Annotated in this window: 12 protein-coding genes; 9 read left to right on the top strand and 3 right to left on the bottom strand. The window is 70.9% G+C overall.

The genetic code is table 11. From position 1 onward, the window contains the following. Position 1: 1 nt before the first annotated feature. Positions 2 to 736 (bottom strand): ABC transporter permease, encoded by a 735-nt coding sequence (locus ABD355_RS35255; RefSeq protein WP_344405008.1) that lies wholly within the window; start codon positions 734 to 736, stop codon positions 2 to 4. Next, complete coding sequence (locus ABD355_RS35260; RefSeq protein ID WP_344405009.1) at positions 733 to 1,659, bottom strand: ABC transporter ATP-binding protein; 927 nt, start codon at positions 1,657 to 1,659, stop codon at positions 733 to 735. Before ABD355_RS35260 ends, ABD355_RS35255 begins: the two co-directional genes overlap by 4 nt. A 205-nt stretch (positions 1,660 to 1,864) precedes the next feature. On the opposite strand from ABD355_RS35260, the gene ABD355_RS35265 reads away from it, so the two are divergent. The 7 genes from ABD355_RS35265 (at position 1,865) to ABD355_RS35295 (ending at position 13,835) form a co-directional block, all read left to right on the top strand. Further along, positions 1,865 to 3,679, top strand: coding sequence for an ABC transporter ATP-binding protein (locus ABD355_RS35265; RefSeq protein WP_344405010.1), 1,815 nt, complete (start codon positions 1,865 to 1,867; stop codon positions 3,677 to 3,679). Beyond that, complete coding sequence (locus ABD355_RS35270; protein WP_344405012.1) at positions 3,676 to 5,535, top strand: ABC transporter ATP-binding protein; 1,860 nt, start codon at positions 3,676 to 3,678, stop codon at positions 5,533 to 5,535. Before ABD355_RS35265 ends, ABD355_RS35270 begins: the two co-directional genes overlap by 4 nt. Before the next feature lie 23 nt (positions 5,536 to 5,558). Next, positions 5,559 to 7,331 carry an ABC transporter transmembrane domain-containing protein gene (locus ABD355_RS35275; RefSeq protein WP_344405013.1) on the top strand — a complete coding sequence of 591 codons (1,773 nt, stop codon included), beginning with the start codon at positions 5,559 to 5,561 and terminating at the stop codon, positions 7,329 to 7,331. Then, complete coding sequence (locus tag ABD355_RS35280; protein ID WP_344405014.1) at positions 7,328 to 9,082, top strand: ABC transporter ATP-binding protein; 1,755 nt, start codon at positions 7,328 to 7,330, stop codon at positions 9,080 to 9,082. The genes ABD355_RS35275 and ABD355_RS35280 overlap by 4 nt, the downstream gene beginning before the upstream one ends. A 241-nt stretch (positions 9,083 to 9,323) precedes the next feature. Further along, a complete protein-coding gene (locus tag ABD355_RS35285; protein WP_344405016.1) occupies positions 9,324 to 11,345 on the top strand; it encodes a M4 family metallopeptidase in 2,022 nt (673 codons plus the stop codon). Between the two features lie 237 nt (positions 11,346 to 11,582). Further along, positions 11,583 to 13,247 (top strand): M4 family metallopeptidase, encoded by a 1,665-nt coding sequence (locus ABD355_RS35290; RefSeq protein WP_344405017.1) that lies wholly within the window; start codon positions 11,583 to 11,585, stop codon positions 13,245 to 13,247. 69 nt (positions 13,248 to 13,316) lie between these two features. After that, positions 13,317 to 13,835 (top strand): DUF1990 domain-containing protein, encoded by a 519-nt coding sequence (locus ABD355_RS35295; RefSeq protein ID WP_344405018.1) that lies wholly within the window; start codon positions 13,317 to 13,319, stop codon positions 13,833 to 13,835. 107 nt (positions 13,836 to 13,942) lie between these two features. Here ABD355_RS35295 and ABD355_RS35300 read toward each other — a convergent pair whose 3' ends face one another. Then, positions 13,943 to 16,561, bottom strand: a complete 2,619-nt coding sequence (locus tag ABD355_RS35300; protein WP_344405019.1) for a glycosyltransferase family 1 protein — start codon at positions 16,559 to 16,561, stop codon at positions 13,943 to 13,945. Positions 16,562 to 16,821: 260 nt separating this feature from the next. Between ABD355_RS35300 and ABD355_RS35305 the strand changes: the two genes are divergently transcribed. Further along, complete coding sequence (locus tag ABD355_RS35305) at positions 16,822 to 18,024, top strand: S8 family peptidase (protein ID WP_344405020.1); 1,203 nt, start codon at positions 16,822 to 16,824, stop codon at positions 18,022 to 18,024. Between the two features lie 215 nt (positions 18,025 to 18,239). Continuing rightward, positions 18,240 to 18,878: maltotransferase domain-containing protein (locus ABD355_RS35310; RefSeq protein WP_344405021.1), on the top strand; the 639-nt coding region annotated here is incomplete at its 3' end.

Here is an 18,878-nt window from a genome sequence, read left to right on the forward strand (position 1 = left end):
CCTACTCCCAGCGGAACCAGCGGCCCGCCGCACCCGTGAGCAGCAGGATCCACAGTGCCAGCACACCCAGGTGCCCCCAGCCCGGCCAGTGCCCGGCCGCCGCCCGGTTGAGGGCCTGCGCGGCCGCTCCGAAGGGCGTGTACCCGACGATACGGGCCATCAGATGCGGCATGGCCTGCGTCGGCAGCCACACACCCGCGCAGAACATCGAAGGGAAGAAGACGGCCGAACCGATCGCACCCGCGATCTTCGTCGTACGGGACAGGGCCGCCACCACCGATCCGAGAGCGAGGGCGGCCAGCACGGCCAGCAGCAGCGCGAGGACGTATCCGAGGGGCTGTTTCGGCAGTCGTACGGCGAAGGCGAGACGCCCGACCGCGAGGGCGAGCAGCGCGGACACCAGGGCGGCGGCGCCGTACACCACCATCTGCGCGGACAGCAGGGCGCTCGGCCGGACCGGAGTGGTGGCCATCCGGCGCAGGATGCCGCGCTCCCGGTAGCCGGTGAGGGTCTGCGGCATCGACTGCAGACCGCCGACGATCATGCCGAGCAGCACGGCGACCGGGACGTAGACGTCGATGGTGCGCAGACCGCCGAGGTCGGCCTGGTGGTCCCGGAAGGACGGGATGGAGCCGAGGATCGCCAGCAGCAGGGTCGGGAAGAGCAGGATCCAGAAGATGGCGCCGGGCTCGCGGCGGAAGAGGCGGACCTCGGTCTTCAGTACGGCGGTGCTCATGCCGCTGTCTCCTCGGTGTCGGTGTCGTCGGTCTTGGTCAGGTCGAGGAACGCGTCGTCGAGCGTGGCGTCCACGACACGCAGTTGGTGGGCGGTGATGTGGTGGCGGGCGAGCAGGGTGATGACCGCGTTGACCGTCTCGTCCGTGCCGGAGAGGGTGATACGGCCGTCCTTGTGCTCCACGGACGCGAGCGCGGGCAGGGCGGCGAGGTCACGGTCGTCCAGCGGGGCGGACGGGGTGAAGCTGATGACGGTGGCCCCCGCCGAGCGCCGGATGAGGCCGGCCGGGGTGTCCAGTGCGGCCACCCGCCCCTTGTCGATCACGGCGATGCGGTCGCACAGGCGCTGCGCCTCCTCCATGAAGTGGGTGACGAGGAGAACCGTCACGCCACTGGCCCTGACGTCCTCGATCAGCGCCCAGGTGTCCCGGCGGGCCCGCGGGTCCAGGCCGGTCGTCAGCTCGTCCAGGACGACCACCCGCGGGTTGCCGATCAGGGCGAGCGCGATGAACAGGCGCTGCTTCTGGCCGCCGGAGAGCTTGCCGAACCGGGTGGTCAGCTTGGCGGTCAGGCCGAGGCGTTCGGCGAGCGGCGCCCAGTCGAGCGGGCTCGGGTAGAAGGAGGCGTACAGCTCCAGCGCCTCGCGGACGGTGAGTTTGGGCTGCAGCTCGCTCTGCTGGAGCTGGGCGCCCAGGACGCGGGCCACGCGCTCGTGGTCGGCGACGGGGTCGAGGCCGGTGACGCGGACCCGGCCGGCGTCGGGGACGCGCAGTCCCTCGACGCACTCGACGGTGGTGGTCTTGCCGGCGCCGTTCGGGCCGAGGATCCCGAAGATCTCGCCCTCCTCGACGGCGAAGGAGACGCCGTCGACGACGGTCCGGCCGCCGTAGGACTTGCGCAGTTCGGTGACTTCGATGACGGACATGGCATCAGATTCGCGGGAAGCGCCCCGCCGCCACATCGGCCGTCCCGCTCGAAACGGCATCAACCGATCGGTTGATGCCGCGCTACGACCCCTCCGGATCTCCTGTACGACCCCTCGAACGCGCAGGTCGTAGGACCAGGGGCCGAGCCGGGTCCGGCCAAAACTCGGTGGGCGTTGTCAGTGCCGATCCGTAGGCTCACAGACGATGCCCTCGACACGTGCAACCACCAAGGACCCCGGCGAAACCACCGACCGATCGGCCGTGCGCACCCTGCTGCGGCTGTGGCCGTACGTACGGCCCGTGCGGGCGCGGCTGTTCACCGCCGCGTTCGTCGCCGTGCTCGCCTCCTGTACGGGCCTCGTGATCCCGCTCGTCCTGAAGTGGATGGTGGACGGGCCGGTCGCCGACCGGGACCCGGCGGGCGTGTGGCTCGGCGCGCTGTACCTGCTGCTCCTCGGGCTCGGGGAGGCACTGCTGTTCGGGCTGCGGCGGTGGCTGGTGGCGCGGCCGCTCGCCGGCATCGAGGCGGGGATGCGGGCGGACCTGTACCGGCATCTGCAGCGGCTGCCGGTCGCCTTCCATGACCGCTGGGCCTCGGGCCAGTTGCTCTCGCGCGGCACGACGGACCTGATGCTGCTGCGCATGTTCCTCGCCTTCCCGATGACGTTCCTGCTGGTCAACGGGGTGACGATCCTTGTCGGCGTGGTGATCATGCTGCTCCAGGACTGGACGCTCGGGCTGGTGATCCTGGGGCCGGCCGTCCCCGTGATGGTCACCTGCGTGATCTTCGAGAAGCGGTACGCGGATGTGGCGCGGCTCGCGCAGGACCAGGTCGGCGATCTGACGACCGTCGTCGAGGAGAGCGTGCTCGGCATCCGGATCATCAAGGGGTTCGGGCGTCACCGCAGCCAGGCACGGGCGTTCCGCGAGCTGACCCGGACACTGCGGAGGACGGAGCTGCGGAAGGCGGGGCTGCTCGCCACGATCTGGGGCGTGATCGTGACGCTGCCGGAGGTGGCGATCGGGGCGGCGCTGGTGCTGGGGACTGTCCAGGTGGCCGACGGTTCGCTGTCCGCGGGGACCTTGGTGGCGTTCCTGTCGACGGCGCTCGCGCTGCGGTGGCCGGTGGACTCGATCGGGTTCCTGCTGGCCATGAGCCAGGAGGCGGCTACTGCCACGGAGCGGTACTTCGAGGTGATGGACGAGGCGCCGGAGGCGGAGCGGGCGGAGGGCGGGGTGCGCGACTCGGCACGCCTGCCGGCAGCTGCCCGAGGCTTGCGGTTCCACGACGTACGGTTCCGTTACCCGGACGCCCCCTGCGACTCCCCGCCCGTCCTCGACCGCATCGACCTCCACATCCGCCCAGGCGAATCCATGGCCCTGGTGGGCGCGACCGGCAGCGGCAAGACGACGCTGACCGCCCTCGTCCCCCGCCTCCACGAGGTCACGTCGGGCCACATCACCCTCGACGGCGAGGACATCACCGCCATGTCCCGCGAGGAACTCCGCACCCTCGTCGCCGTCGCCTTCGAGGAACCCACGCTCTTCTCCGCGACCGTCGGGGACAACGTGCTCATGGGCGCCCGGGACGGTGCGGGCGACGCCGAGCTGAACCGCGCCCTCGCCGTCGCGCAGGCCGAGTTCGCGCATGCGCTGCCCCAGGGCACGGACACCCAGGTCGGTGAGCAGGGCCTCAGCCTCTCCGGCGGGCAGCGGCAGCGGCTGGCACTGGCGCGGGCCGTCGTGGGCAGACCCAGGTTCCTCGTCCTGGACGACCCTCTGTCCGCCCTCGACGTGCACACCGAGGCGGCGGTCGAGGCCGCCCTGCGGGACGTCCTCGCGGACACCACGGCGCTCATCGTGGCGCACCGCCCCTCCACGGTCCTGCTCGCCGACCGGGTCGCGCTGCTGTCCGGCGGCCGCATCACCGCCGTCGGCACGCATCACGAACTGCTGCGCACGAACGCCGAGTACGCCCATCTGATGTCCGGGACCTCAGAAGCGGAGGACGAGCGATGACGGCCCCCACCACCTCCGTCCCCACGGCGGACGACGAGCCGGACCTCCCCCGCCCCAAGGACGCCGGCGACCCCTTCGACCGGGACGTCCTGCCCACTCCGCCGGGCGCCACCGCCGGCCTGCTGCGCTCCCTGCTCGCCCCCATGAAGGCCCGCGTCGCCGTCACCACGCTCCTGCTGCTGCTCCAGCAGGCGGCGGTGCAGGCGGGCCCGCTGCTGGTGGCGTACGCGATCGACAAGGCCGTACCGGCGTTCCGGGACCACGACCACGGCCCGCTGATCGCGGTGGCCGCGGGCTATCTGCTGTGCGCGCTGGTCTCCGGCGCACTGCAGTACGCGTTCATCATCACCTCCGCCCGGGTCAGCCAGGACGTCCTGCTCGATCTGCGCGGCCGTATCTTCCGCCATGCGCAGGCGCTGAGCATCGACTTCCACGAGCGCTACACGAGCGGTCGCCTGATCTCCCGGTCGACGGCGGACGTGGAGTCGCTGCGGGAACTGCTCAACGAAGGCCTGCAGGAACTCATCACGGTCATCCTGTCCTTCGTCTACATCTCGGCGATGCTGCTCTGGCTGGACCTGGGGCTCGGCGCCGTCGCCGTGGCGTCCTTCGTGCCGCTGTACCTGCTGGTACGGCTCTACCAGCGGCGCGCGGTACGGGTGTACCGGGTGCGGTCCACGGCCATCGCGGCCGTCATCGTCAAGTTCGTCGAGACCATGAACGGCATCCGGCCGGTGCGCGCGTTCCGCCGCGAGGCCGCCAACGACGCCGACTTCCTGACGCTGAACCGGCGGCACGAGCGGGTCAACGGCGACGCCATGCTGGAGATGGCCCGCTATGTCGTCGGCTCCCGGCTGGTCGCCAACACGGCCGTCGCGGTGATCGTGCTGTGGGGCGCCTACCGGGTGGCGGGCGGCTCGCTGGAGCTGGGCGTGCTGGCGGCCGCGGTGCTCTATCTGCGCCGCCTCTACGACCCGATCGACCGCCTCGGCATGTTCCTGAACTCGTACCAGTCGGCGGCGGCCTCCCTGGAGAAGATCGCCGGGCTGCTGGCGCAGACACCGTCCGTGCCGGAGCCGTCGACTCCCGTGGAACTTCCGGTACGGGAGAGCGAGCACCCGGGCCGGGAGGTCGTCTTCGACGGCGTCAGCTTCGGCTACCGCACCGGCGGCGAGGTCCTGCCGGTCTTCGACCTGACGATCCCCGCCGGGCAGACGGTCGCGGTCGTCGGTTCGACGGGCGCCGGCAAGTCGACCCTCGCCAAGCTGCTGGCCCGCTTCTACGACCCCTCCGCCGGGCGGGTCCTGCTGGACGGCGTCGACCTGCGCGATCTCGCCGTGCCCGAGCTGCGGCGCGGGGTGGTGATGGTGACGCAGGAGGCGTTCCTGTTCTCCGGCACGGTCGCCGAGAACATCGCCATCGGCCGCCCGGACGCGACCCGCGAGCAGATCGAGCAGGCGGCGAAGGCGATCGGAGCGCACGAGTTCATCAGCGCCCTGCCCGACGGCTACGACACGGACGTACGGAAGCGGGGCGGCCGTATCTCCGCGGGCCAGCGCCAGCTCGTGGCCTTCGCCCGGGCGCTGCTCGCCGACCCGGCCGTGCTGATCCTCGACGAGGCGACCAGCTCGCTCGACATCCCGGGCGAACGGGCGGTGCAGCGGGCGATGCTGACGGTCCTGCGCGGCCGTACGGCCGTGGTCATCGCGCACCGGCTGTCGACCGTCGAGATCGCGGACCGGGTGCTGGTCATGGAGCACGGGCGGATCGTGGAGGACGGCAGCCCGACCGAACTCATCGAAGGCACCGGGCGGTTCGCGGACCTGCACCGGGCGTGGCGGGACAGTCTGGCGTAGGGACAGGCAGGGATCGGGGGAGCATGATCGACGCGTACGAGGATCCGGGCGAGCCCGACAGCCGCGGGGGCGCCCGCTATCTGCTGTGGCTGGTGCGCCGCCAGCCCGGCCGGTCGCTCGCCGGGGCGGTGCTGGGCAGCGTGTGGATGGTGCTGCTGGCCGCGACGCCGTATCTCCTCTCCAGGGCGATCGACGACGGGCTGGAGCCCGGTGACTACCCGGCACTGGCGGGCTGGACCGCGGCGCTCTTCGCGGTGGGGTCGTTCAACGCCTGGCTGAGCATCATGCGGCACCGCACGATGACACGGGTGCGGATGGACGCCAACTTCCGCACGGTCAAGGTGATCGTCGGCCAGGCGGTCCGGCTGGGCGCCGCGCTGCCGCGGCAGGTGGGGGCCGGGGAGGTCGTCACCATCGGGGTCGGCGACGTACAGACGATCAGCCAGTCACTGACGGTGGTCGGCCCCGGGGTGGGGGCGGTGGTCGCCTACCTGGTGGTCGCGGCCGTTCTCCTGTCGGTCTCGCCTCTGATCGCCGCGGTCGTCCTGCTCGGCATCCCCCTGATCGTCGTCCTGGTCGGACCGTTGCTGACCCGTCTGCAGGGCGCGGAGACCGAGTACCGCAACCGGCAGGGCGTCCTCACGGCCCGGATCGCCGACCTCGCGGGCGGCCTGCGCGTCCTCAACGGCCTCGGCGGCAAGGGCCTGTTCGCAGACGCCTTCCACCACGACTCCCAGCGACTGCGCCGCCAGGGCTACCGGGTCGGAGCGGTCACCAGCTGGGTCCAGGCGCTCGGCATCGGACTGCCGACCCTGTTCCTCGCAGTGGTCACCTGGCTGGCGGCCCGCCTGGCCGCCCAAGGGTCCATCACCATCGGCCAGTTGGTATCGGTGTACGGCTACGTGGCCGTCCTGGTCGGTCCGGTGGCGTTCTGGGTGGAGTGCGGCTACCAGATCAGCCGCGGCCTGGTGTCGGCGCGACGGGTCGTACGCTTCCTGCAGTTGGAGCCACTGGCCGACACCGGCACCCGGGACGCCCCTGCGGGGCCGGCGGTACTGCACGACCCGGAGTCGGGCGTACGAATCCACCCGGGCCACCTGACCGCCTTGGCAAGCGCCCGCCCCGCGGATGCCGCAACAGTGGTCGACCGCCTGGGCCGGTACGCACCGTCGAGGGCAACCTGGGACGGCATCCCTCTGGACGAGATCGAGCTGAAGCAGGTCAGGCGTCGCATCCTGGTGGCCGACCACGAGGCAGACCTGTTCGCAGGCTCCCTGCGCGATGTACTGGGCGCTGCGGCCTTCAGGGGCGCGGGGAACGGCGCGACCAGCCACGACGAAGTAGCAGACGCCCGACAACAAGCCGAGGCACCCTCTGAGGCGCACCTGCTCAAATCAATCCACGCAGCCGTCGCAGACGACATAGTCCAGGGCTTGCCCGACAACCTGGCCTCGGCAATAGACCCCCAGGCCCGCAATCTCTCCGGCGGCCAAAGACAACGCGTCCGCCTGGCAAGGGCACTCGCGGCCGACCCCGAGATCCTGCTCGCCGTCGAACCGACATCCGCCCTGGACGCCCACACCGAAGCCCGGGTGGCACAGCGACTGCGGGCGGCACGGGAAGGCCGTACGACAGTGGTCACGACCACATCCCCCCTCGTGCTGGACCGCGCGGACACCGTGCACTACCTCGTCGACGGCAAGGTGGCGGCCACCGGAAACCACCGCGACCTACTCGAAGCCGAGCCGGGTTACCGCGCCCTCGTCGCCCGGGACGCCGAGGAGACGGTCCGATGACGACACGATCAGGCCACCTCCCCGTGGCCGAACGGCAGGACGTACGCCGGGCCATGGTCCGCCTCGTACGGGCCGACGCCCGCGCCTTCAGCACCGTGCTCGCACTCAACGCACTGGCGGCCGGCGCCGGACTCGCCGGACCCTGGCTGGTCGGCCGGATCATCGACGAGGTGCGGGCCGGACACGGCGTGGGCGCCGTCGACCGGCTGGCGCTGTGGATCCTGCTGTGCTCGCTGGCGCAGCTGGTACTCGCCCGCTGGGCCCGCTATGTGGGACACCGCTTCGGGGAGCGGACCCTGGCCCGCGTGCGCGAGGAGTTCGTCGACCGGGCGCTCGCGCTGCCCGCGGCGGTCGTGGAGCGGGCCGGCACCGGCGATCTGACGGCGCGCGGGACGGCCGACGTGGCCACGGTCGGCACGACGCTGCGTGACGTCGGGCCCGAACTGCTCATCAACAGCGTGCAGGCACTGTTCCTGCTCGTCGCGGTGTTCTGGCTGAACCCGCTGCTCGGCGGGTGCGGCCTGCTCGGTCTGGTCGGCATCTGGTGCGCGCTGCGCTGGTATCTGCGCCGGGCCCGCGACGGCTATCTCGCCGAGGGGGCCGCCACCTCCGAGGTCGCCGAGATCCTCGCGGCGACCGCGTCCGGTGCCCGCACGGTCGAGGCGCTGCGGCTGGAGCAGCGGCGGATCGCCGCGAGCCGGGACGCGCTGGAGACGTCCCGGCGCACCCGGCTGTACACGCTGTTCCTGCGCACCGTGTTCTTCCCGGCGGTGGAGGTCTCCTACCTGGTTCCGGTGTCCGCGGTCCTGCTGGTCGGCGGGGTGCTGCACGGACGCGGCACGCTCAGTCTCGGTGCGGTCGTGACGGCGGCCCTGTATCTGCAGCGGCTGAGCGGGCCCCTCGACGAGATCCTGATGCGGGTCGAGCAACTGCAGAACAGCAGCGCCTCCTTCGCCCGCGTGGAGGGCCTGGCGCGTGCGCCCCGCGCGCAGCAGGCCGAGGCGCCCGCTCCGGCGGACGACCGCTTCGACGTGGCCGGGGTGCGGTACGCCTACGAGCGCGGCGGCGAGGTGCTGCACGGCGTCGACCTGACCGTACGGCCCGGCGAGCGGCTCGCGGTGGTGGGCCCCTCGGGCGCCGGAAAGACCACGCTGAGCAGGCTGCTGGCAGGGGTCGACGCGCCCACCGAGGGCACGGTGACCGTCGGTGGGGTGCCCGTCGTCGACCTCGGGCCCGAGCAGCTGCGCCGCCAGGTCGTCCTGGTCACTCAGGAGCACCATGTGTTCCTCGGCTCGGTCCGCGACAACCTGCTGATCGCCGAACCGGCCGCCACGGACGAGGAGTTGTGGGCGGCCCTGACGGCGGTGGGAGCCGACGACTGGGTGCGCGAACTGCCAAACGGCCTGGACACCCCGCTCGGAGACGGCGGCACCCGCACCGACGGCTCCCAGGCCCAGCAGCTCGCCCTCGCCCGCGTGGTCCTGGCCGACCCGCACACCCTGATCCTCGACGAGGCCACCGCACTCCTCGACCCGACCACCGCCCGCCACACCGAGCGCGCCCTGGCCGCCGTCCTCGAGGGCCGCACGGTCATCGCCATCGCCCACCGGCTGCACACCGCCCACGACGCGGACCGGGTGGCCGTGATGGAGGACGGCCGGCTCACCGAACTCGGCACGCACGAAGAGCTCGTGGCGGCGGACGGGGCGTACGCGGCGCTCTGGCACACCTGGCACGGCGAGCCGTCGTAGACGCGCTTTCCCCTCACGATCACCCATCTGGTTCGGATACCGAACATGAACAACCGGACAACGAACCATTTCCGGCCAACTTTGTGACGCGCTCCTGACAGGGCGGGAATCTCCTGCCACCCTTCCCACAGCTTCAACACAGCAACCCCACAAGCTCCACCCCCAGTTCTGCCCGGACGGTCGACCCACCGTCCGGATCTCCCTGGCCGCGCGACCCGCGGCCACGCAGAAGGAGTCAGTGTTGAGAAGCAGTTCCTCTCGCAGACGCACCTCCCACATCGTCGCCGTCGCCGGCGTCACCGCACTGCTCGCCGCGGCCGTCCAGTCGGGCGCCGCGTCCGCCGCCCCCGCCCAGGCCTCGTCCGCGAACAAGGCGCACATGGCCGTCAAACTCTCCCCCTCCCAGCGCGCCGAGCTGATACGCGACGCCGACAGCGCCCGTGCGCAGACCGCCAAGGACATCGGCCTCGGCGCGAAGGAGAAGCTCGTCGTCCGTGACGTCGTCAAGGACGCCGACGGCACCCTGCACACCCGCTACGAGCGCACCTACGACGGCCTGCCGGTCCTCGGCGGCGACCTGGTCGTCGACACCGCCAAGTCGGGCGCCACCAAGGACGTCATCAAGGCGACGAACGCCGCCATCAAGGTCGCCGACGTCACCCCGGGCATCACCAAGGCGGCCGCCGAGCAGCAGGCCGTGAAGCGCGCCAAGGCCCTCGGCGGGACCAAGCCGGCCGCCGACAGCGCCCGCAAGGTGATCTGGGCGGCGAGCGGCAAGCCGGTCCTCGCGTACGAGACGGTCATCGGCGGCTTCCAGGACGACGGCACGCCGAACCAGTTGCACGTCATCACGGACGCCACCACCGGCAAGAAGCTCTTCGAGTACCAGGGCATCGAGAACGCGACCGGCACCGGCAACACGCAGTACAGCGGCACGGTCTCGCTGACGACGACCCAGTCGGGCTCGAACTACAACCTGACCGACGGCGACCGCGGCGGCCACAAGACGTACAACCTGAACCACGGCACGTCCGGCACCGGCACGCTGTTCTCGCAGAGCAGCAACACATGGGGCAACGGCACCACGTCGAACGCCGCGACCGCGGGCGCGGACGCGCACTACGGCGCCGCGGAGACCTGGGACTACTACAAGAACACCTTCGGCCGCAGCGGCATCAAGAACAACGGCGTCGGCGCCTACTCGCGCGTCCACTACGGCAACTCGTACGTGAACGCGTTCTGGGACGACGGCTGCTTCTGCATGACGTACGGCGACGGCTCCGGCAACGCGGACCCGCTGACCTCGCTGGACGTGGCGGGCCACGAGATGACCCACGGCGTCACCGCCAACACCGCCGGCCTCAACTACAGCGGCGAGTCGGGCGGTCTCAACGAGGCGACCTCCGACATCCTCGGCGGCGTCGGCGTCGAGTTCTACGCCAACAACGCGTCCGACCCCGGTGACTACCTCATCGGCGAGAAGATCAACATCAACGGCGACGGCACCCCGCTGCGCTACATGGACAAGCCCAGCAAGGACGGCGGCTCCGCCGACTCCTGGTACTCGGGCGTCGGCAACCTCGACGTGCACTACTCCTCGGGCGTCGCCAACCACTTCTTCTACCTGCTGAGCGAGGGCAGCGGCGCCAAGGTGATCAACGGCGTCAGCTACAACTCGCCCACCTCGGACGGCCTTCCGGTCACCGGCATCGGCCGCGACAAGGCCCTGCAGATCTGGTACCGGGCGCTGACCACCAAGTGGACGTCCACCACCAACTACGCGGGCGCACGCACCGGCACGCTCGCGGCCGCCGGTGAGCTGTACGGCACCACCTCCGCCGAGTACAAGGCCGTGCAGGACGCGTGGGCGGCCGTCGCGGTCGGCTCCCGCTCCGGCGGGGGCGGCGGGTCCGGGACCTCGTACGAGAACACCACCCCGGTGGCGATCCCGGACAACGGGCCGGCCGTCACCTCGTCGATCACCGTCTCCGGCAGGAGCGGAAACGCGCCAAGCAACCTCCAGGTGAGCGTCGACATCACGCACACCTGGCGGGGCGACCTGGTGATCGATCTGCTCGGCCCGTCGGGCACCGCGTACCGTCTGAAGAACTTCAGTTCCTCGGACTCGGCCGACAACGTCCAGGCGACGTACACGGTCAACGCCTCGTCCGAAACGGCCAATGGCACCTGGAAGTTGAGGGTCCAGGACCAGGCCGCGCAGGACGTCGGCACGCTCAACAGCTGGAAGGTGACGTTCCCGTAGACCGCCTGCGGCGGCATCGGTGACAGGGCGCCGTTCCGGGGTGCGACTCCCCTGGGCGGCGCCCGTTTACATCCCCGAAATGTTCACCCGGGAGTCGCTTTTCAGCCAACATCACTTCGGGGTCCTGACATGTACGCGCCTTGATGTCACTCTTCCTCACAACCGCCGCACAACTTCACTGCAACTCCGGACGGGCGCCCCACGCCGTACCGGACTCCCCCACCACAAGGAGCTTGTGTGACCCCCCTCTACGCGCGTCACAAGCGCTCGACTCTGGCCATCGCAACCGCCGTTGCCGCCGGAGCCCTGCTCACCACCGGTCTGACCACCGGTTCGGCCACCGCCCAGACCAAGGCGGACTCCACGGCCACGGCCCGCACGGCCGGCTCCCCCGCCGCGTTGTCGGCCGCGACCCGCGTCTCCCTCATCCAGCAGGCCCAGGCCGACGTCGCCGCCACGGCGCAGAAGATAGGCCTCGGCACCAAGGAGAAGCTGGTCGTCAAGGACGTCGTCAAGGACGCCGACGGCACGGTCCACACCCGCTACGAGCGCACCTACGCGGGCCTGCCCGTCCTCGGCGGCGACCTGGTCGTCGCGACGAAGGCCGGCAAGACCGAGAGCGTCGTCAAGGCGACGCAGGCGGCCATCAAGGTGGCCTCGCTCAAGCCGCAGATCACCACCGCCAAGGCCGAGAAGCAGGCGCTGACCGCGGCCCAGGCCGCGGGCTCCGCCAAGACCTCGGCGGACAAGGCCCGCACGGTCGTCTGGGCCGGCTCCGGCAAGCCCGTCCTCGCCATCGAGACCGTCGTCGGCGGCCTCCAGGACGACGGCACGCCGAACGCGCTGCACGTCATCACCGACGCGGCCACGGGCAAGAAGCTCTTCCAGTACCAGGCCATCGAGAACGCCACCGGTACCGGCAAGACGCTGTACTCGGGCACGGTCAGCCTCAGCGTCACCCAGTCGGGCTCGACGTACAACCTGACCGACGCCACCCGCGGCGGCCACAAGACGTACAACCTCAAGCGGGGCACCTCCGGCAAGGGCACGCTGGTCTCCAGCTCGTCCAGCACCTTCGGCACCGGCACCGCCTCCAGCTCCTCCAGCGACCAGACGGCCGCCGCCGACGCCGCCTACGGCGCGCAGGAGACCTGGGACTACTACAAGAACACCTTCGGCCGCAGCGGCATCAAGGACGACGGCGTGGCCGCGTACTCCCGCGTCCACTACGGCAGCTCGTACGTCAACGCCTTCTGGGACGACAGCTGCTTCTGCATGACGTACGGCGACGGTGACAACAACACCGACCCGCTGACCTCGCTGGACGTGGCGGGCCACGAGATGACCCACGGCGTCACCGCCAACACCGCCGGCCTCGACTACAGCGGTGAGTCCGGCGGCCTCAACGAGGCGACCTCCGACATCCTCGGCGGCGTCGGCGTGGAGTTCTACGCCAACAACGCGTCCGACAAGGGTGACTACCTCATCGGCGAGAAGATCAACATCAACGGCGACGGCACCCCGCTGCGCTACTTCGACAAGCCCAGCAAGGACGGCGGCTCGGCGGACTCCTGGTCCTCCTCCGTCGGCAACCTGGACGTGCACTACTCGTCCGGTGTCGCCAACCACTTCTTCTACCTGCTGGCCGAGGGCAGCGGTTCGAAGACGATCAACGGCGTCAGCTACAACTCGCCGACGTCCAACGGCTCCACGGTCACCGGTATCGGCCGGGACAAGGCGCTGCAGATCTGGTACAAGGCGCTGACCGAGCAGTTCACCTCGACCACCAACTACAAGGCGGCCCGCGCGGGCACGCTGGCGGCGGCGGCGAGCCTGTACGGCTCCAGCAGCACCGAGTACAAGACGGTCGCCGCGGCCTGGTCCGCGGTCAACGTGAACTGACCCGAGGGGGGTCGGCGGGCGGTACCCGGGACGGAGGCATTCCCGGGTGCCGCCCTACTCTTGTGTCCCATGCGCCTGGAGGACTTCACCTACGACGACGTCGGCGGCACCAGCCGCGTCGGTTTCTGCCCGCCGGGCTTCCGCCCGATGCATGTGCGCACGCGCATCGGCGAGGGCGAACCCTGCTTCCGCCGAGCGGCCGAGGCGGTCCTCACCTGGGAGATGCACCGGGAGCTGGGCGTGGGCATCGACGCGAGCGCCGAGCGCGCCGCACCGGACGTCGACGTCACCGTCACCCTCGCCGGGGTGATCAAGGCCCCGTGCCGCATCGTCTACACCGTCGAGGAGCCCCGCCGTGCGGGCTGGGCGTACGGCACGCTGGCCGACCACCCGGAGTGCGGCGAGGAACTCTTCCTCGTGGAGCGCACCGGTGATGGCACGGTGTGGCTGACGGTGTACGCGTTCAGCAGGCCCGCGAAGTGGTTCGCCCGGGCGGGCGGGGCGGCCACGCGGGGCCTGCAGCACGCGTACGCACGGCGGTGCGGGAAGGTTTTGCGGCAGTTGTGCGTGCCCCTCTCCGAGGGGTGAGCGGGGGGTGCAGGCGCCGGTGACTGGGGGCTGCCGCCCCCAGCCCCCCCGCTTTCGGCCTGAACGGCCTCGTCCTCAAACGCCGGACGGGCTGAAATACCTGACCGTCACCTCATCAGCACCCCTGCACCCTCCCCCGTCTCCTCCGAAGGCACCGCCACCAGCCCCAGTTCCACCCCGGACGCCAGCAGTCGGTGGGACGGCAGGATGCGGACCGTGTAGCCGTAGGGACCGGTGCGGTCGAGGGAGAGGGGGCCCTCGTAGAACCACCTGCCTTCGGCGTCGGGGCCGCCCGCCGGTTTCAGGGGGACGGTCGTCGCGTCCGCGATGCGGTCCTCGGGGTCCACGCGGCCGGAGACGACCTGGACCTCCACGTCGTCCGGGCCCAGCTCGCCCAGGCCCACACGGACCCGTAGAGCGAGCGTGCTGCCGAGTTCCGCGGTGGCCATGGCGGCGGACGTCTCCACGTGGTCGACGGTGACGCCGTGCCAGGCGGCCCGCACCTTCGCCTTCCAGGCGGCGAGTTCGCGGGCGGAGCCGGGGTCCATGGCGCGGTGTGCGTGGGCGGCCGGGGCGTAGAGGCGCTCGACGTACTCGCGGACCATGCGGCCGGCCAGCACCTTCGGGCCGAGCAGGGTCAGCGTCTGGCGGACCATCTCGATCCACCGGTCGGGCAGACCGTGCTGCCCCCGCTCGTAGAAACGCGGGGCGACCCGCTGTTCCAGCAGGTCGTAGAGTGCGTCGGCCTCTATGGCGTCGCGGTGGTCGGGGTCGGTGCCCGCGCCGTCGGCCGTCGGGATCGCCCAGCCGAAGTCGGGCTGGAACCACTCGTCCCACCAGCCGTCCAGGACGGAGAGGTTCAGGCAGCCGTTCAGGGCCGCCTTCATGCCGGAGGTGCCGCAGGCCTCCAGGGGGCGGAGCGGGTTGTTGAGCCAGATGTCGCAGCCGGGGTAGAGCTTCTGCGCCATCGCCATGCCGTAGTCGGGGAGGAAGACGATGCGGTGGCGCACCCGTGGGTCGTCGGCGAACCGGACCAGTTCCTGGACCAGGCGCTTTCCGCCGTCGTCCGCCGGGTGGGCCTTGCCCGCGACCACGATCTGGATCGGGCGCTCCGGGTGCAGCAGCAGGTCCATGAGGCGGTCGCGGTCGCGCAGCATCAGGGTCAGGCGTTTGTACGACGGGACGCGGCGCGCGAAGCCGATGGTGAGGACGTCCGGGTCGAGGACGCCGTCGATCCACCCCAGCTCCGCGGTCCCCGCGCCGCGTTGCCGCCAGGAGGCGCGCAGCCGCACCCGTACCTCGTCCACCAGCTGCTCGCGCAGGTTCCGCCTGAGCTCCCAGATGTCCTGGTCGGGGATGTCCCCCACCGCGTCCCAGCGGTCCGAGCCGCCGACCGTCAGCGCGTCCTCGGTGCGCTGCGCGCCGATCTGCCGGGCGCCGAGGCGGAACACCTCGGGTGCGACCCAGGTGGGCGCGTGCACCCCGTTGGTCACGGAGGTGATCGGCACCTCGTCGGGGTCGAATCCCGGCCACAGTCCGGAGAACATCTCGCGGCTGACATGACCGTGCAGCAGGGAGACGCCGTTGGCGCGCTGGCCCAGGCGCAGCCCCATCACGGCCATGTTGAAGAGGTTCGGCTCGCCGCCGGGATAGGTCTCCATGCCCAGGCGCAGGATGCGTTCGACGTCGATGCCGGGGAGTTCGGCTTCGGGGCCGAAGTGGTGGGCGACCAGCTCCCGGTCGAACCGGTCGATGCCGGCCGGGACCGGGGTGTGGGTGGTGAAGACGGTGCCGGCGCGGACCGCTTCCAGCGCGGAGTCAAAGTCAAGGCCGCCCTCGCAGAGTTCCGCGATCCGCTCCAGGCCGAGGAAGCCGGCATGGCCCTCGTTGGTGTGGAAGACCTCGGGTTCGGGGTGGCCGGTCAGCCGGCAGTAGGTCCGTACGGCCCGCACTCCCCCTATGCCGAGCAGCATCTCCTGCAGCAGCCGGTGCTCGCTGCCGCCGCCGTAGAGCCGGTCGGTCACCCCGCGCTCGCCGAAGTTGTTGTCCTCGACGTCCGAGTCGAGCATCAGCAGGGGGACGCGGCCGACCTGGGCGAGCCAGATACGGGCGTGCAGCCGGCGGCCGCCGGGCAGGGCGAGGGAGACCTGGGCGGGGGTGCCGTCGGGTTCCTCGACGAGCGCCACGGGCAGCTCGTTGGGGTCCAGGACCGGGTAGTGCTCCTGCTGCCAGCCGTCCCGGGACAGCGACTGGCGGAAGTAGCCGTGCCGGTAGAGCAGGCCCACCCCGACCAGGGGCACACCGAGGTCGCTGGCCGCCTTCAGATGGTCGCCCGCCAGGATGCCGAGGCCGCCCGAGTACTGGGGCAGGGCGGCCGTGATGCCGAACTCCGGCGAGAAGTAGGCGATGGCGGCGGGCAGTTCACCCGGGTGGGTCTGGTACCAGCGGTCGCCGGTCATGTAGTCGTCCAGGTCGCCCGAGACCTCGGCCAGTCGGCGCAGGAAGCGGTGGTCCCCCGCCAGCTCCGCGAGCCGCGCCGGCGACACGCTGCCCAGGAGCCGTACGGGATCGCCGTCCGAGGCGGCCCAGCGCTCGGGGTCGACGGACTGGAACAGATCGCGGGTCTCCGCATGCCAGGACCAGCGCAGATTGCGGGCCAGATCGCTGAGCGGCCGCAGGGGTTCGGGGAGAACGGGTCGGACGGTGAATCGACGGATCGCCTTCACTTTCCACCTCGACGCGTGTCGCTGTGCGGACGCACAACGCTGTGCGCCTCGTCGTCAACCTCGACGGTATCCGTGCGGAGGGCTCCGCAACCACGCCACGTCCAAGAGCAGGCCACACTCCTACGCCGTCCGGAAAACGCCGCAACCTTCACGCGTCCGCCATGGCGGACATGGCCGATTCCGCCCCGTAGGCCCTCTTGTGGGCCTTCTACACCGCACGAGAGGCTGCCAAGTGGAGTCAATGGAGGGGAACTCGGACCATGGCACGGACGCGAACACGGCGTCTGCGCTGGACAGGGGGTCTGACCGCGGCGGCCTGCGCCGCCGCGCTCTCGGCCGTCACCCTGCCCGCGCACGCCGCACCGGAGGGTCAGATACTCGGCGCCGGTGAGCCCGGCTCCGTCAGCGGAAGTTATCTGGTGACACTCAAGGGGGGAACGGAAGCTCCGTCGGCGATCGGAAAGGGCATCGCCGAGAAGTACGGGGCAAAAATAAGCCACACCTACGGCTCGGTCCTCAACGGCTACGCCATCAAGGCCAACGAGAGACAGGCCAAGCTGCTCGCGGCCGACTCGCAGGTCGCCTCGGTCGTCCAGGACACGCGCGTGTCCCTCGACCACACCCAGAAGAACCCGCCGTCCTGGGGTCTGGACCGGATCGACCAGCCGAGTCTGCCGCTGGACAAGAGCTACACCTGGCCCGACTCCGCGGGCGCCGGTGTCACCGCGTATGTGATCGACACCGGTATCCGCATCACGCACAAGGACTTCGGCGGCCGGGCGAGCTACGGGTGGGACTTCGTCGGAAACGACAAGACCGCCTCCGACGGCAACGGACACGGCACCCATGTCGCCGGCACCATCGCCGGCACCAGGTACGGCGTCGCCAAGCAGGCCAAGGTGGTCGCCGTCCGTGTCCTCGACAACGACGGCTCCGGTACGACCTCGCAGGTCATCGCGGGCATCGACTGGGTGACCAGGCACGCGAGGAAACCGGCGGTCGCCAACCTCAGCCTGGGCGGCTCCTACAACGCCCAGCTGGACGCCGCCGTACGCAACTCCATCGCGTCGGGCGTCACGTACGCGGTTGCCGCCGGGAACGACGGCCTGCCGGCCGCCCTCTACTCCCCGGCGGACGTGAAGGAGGCCCTCACGGTCGGCGCGACCGACAGGACGGACGCGCGGGCGGGCTTCTCCAACTTCGGCTCGGCCGTGGACCTGTTCGCACCCGGAGTGTCGATCACCTCGGACTCCTATGCGAGCGACACCGGGAAGGCGACCTTCTCCGGTACGTCGATGGCGACCCCGCACGTCACCGGCACGGCCGCGCTGTATCTGGCCGACCATCCGAAGGCCACACCGGACCAGGTCGCCAAGGCACTCGTGAAGCTGGCGGTGTCCGGGAAGGTCTCCGGCCGGGGCCTCGGCTCACCGGACGAACTTCTGCAGGTGCCGGCTTCTTAGTGGCACAGTCCCCGGACCGGTCCCGTTCGTTCACGAATGGGACCGGTCTTGTGTGTAGACATACGCGTGAGTAGTTAACAAAGTGCCGGATTGCGTACCCGAATAGGGTGGGAAGGCTCCTCCGGTACACCACACAGGCAGTTCACGGGAACCACCCGCAGGACCACCTCCCCACAGCCATCCGCCCACCCACGTTGACGCGGACAGGAGCGGTCATGCCCGCCACGCACCACTCGTCAGCACCCCCGACGACCAGCACCGAAGCACGCCCCGTGCGCCCCGACGCCGGACCACCGGCCCCGCAGCCACCCCCCGCGGGCGCCGCCGCGGGCATCGGGCGCATACCCGTCCTCGACGTCCGCCCGGTCGTCCAGCAGGGGCGAAGGCCGGCCAAGGCCGTGACCGGCGAGTCGTTCGAGATCTCGGCCACCGTGTTCCGGGAGGGCCATGACGCGGTCGCCGCAAACGTCGTCCTGACGGATCCGCAAGGCCGTCCCGGCCCCTGGACGCCGATGCGGGAACTGGCCCCGGGCACCGACCGCTGGGGCGCCACGGTCACCGTCGGCGACGTGGGCCACTGGACCTACACGGTGGAGGCCTGGGGCGACCCGATCACCACCTGGCGCCACCACGCCCAGATCAAGATCCCGGCGGGCATGGACACGGACCTGGTCCTGGAGGAGGGCGCGCGGCTGTACGAGCGCGCCGCCGACGGCACCCCCGACGGCCGACGTGACGTGCTGCTCGCCGCCGTCGCCGCCCTGCGGGACGAGAGCCGCCCGGCCACCTCACGTCTGGCGGCGGCGTTGACGCCGGAGGTGGACGCGGTGCTGGCCCGCCATCCGCTGCGGGAG

This window comes from Streptomyces longisporus (genome assembly GCF_039532765.1).
Classification (GTDB): Bacteria; Actinomycetota; Actinomycetes; order Streptomycetales; family Streptomycetaceae; genus Streptomyces; species Streptomyces longisporus.

Coding starts and splice junctions, on each gene's coding strand:
- ABD355_RS35255 (WP_344405008.1), bottom strand. CDS start 736: ATGAGCACCGCCGTACTGAAGACCGAGGTCCGCCTCTTCCGCCGCGAG.
- ABD355_RS35260 (WP_344405009.1), bottom strand. CDS start 1,659: ATGTCCGTCATCGAAGTCACCGAACTGCGCAAGTCCTACGGCGGCCGG.
- ABD355_RS35265 (WP_344405010.1), top strand. CDS start 1,865: ATGCCCTCGACACGTGCAACCACCAAGGACCCCGGCGAAACCACCGAC.
- ABD355_RS35270 (WP_344405012.1), top strand. CDS start 3,676: ATGACGGCCCCCACCACCTCCGTCCCCACGGCGGACGACGAGCCGGAC.
- ABD355_RS35275 (WP_344405013.1), top strand. CDS start 5,559: ATGATCGACGCGTACGAGGATCCGGGCGAGCCCGACAGCCGCGGGGGC.
- ABD355_RS35280 (WP_344405014.1), top strand. CDS start 7,328: ATGACGACACGATCAGGCCACCTCCCCGTGGCCGAACGGCAGGACGTA.
- ABD355_RS35295 (WP_344405018.1), top strand. CDS start 13,317: ATGCGCCTGGAGGACTTCACCTACGACGACGTCGGCGGCACCAGCCGC.
- ABD355_RS35305 (WP_344405020.1), top strand. CDS start 16,822: ATGGCACGGACGCGAACACGGCGTCTGCGCTGGACAGGGGGTCTGACC.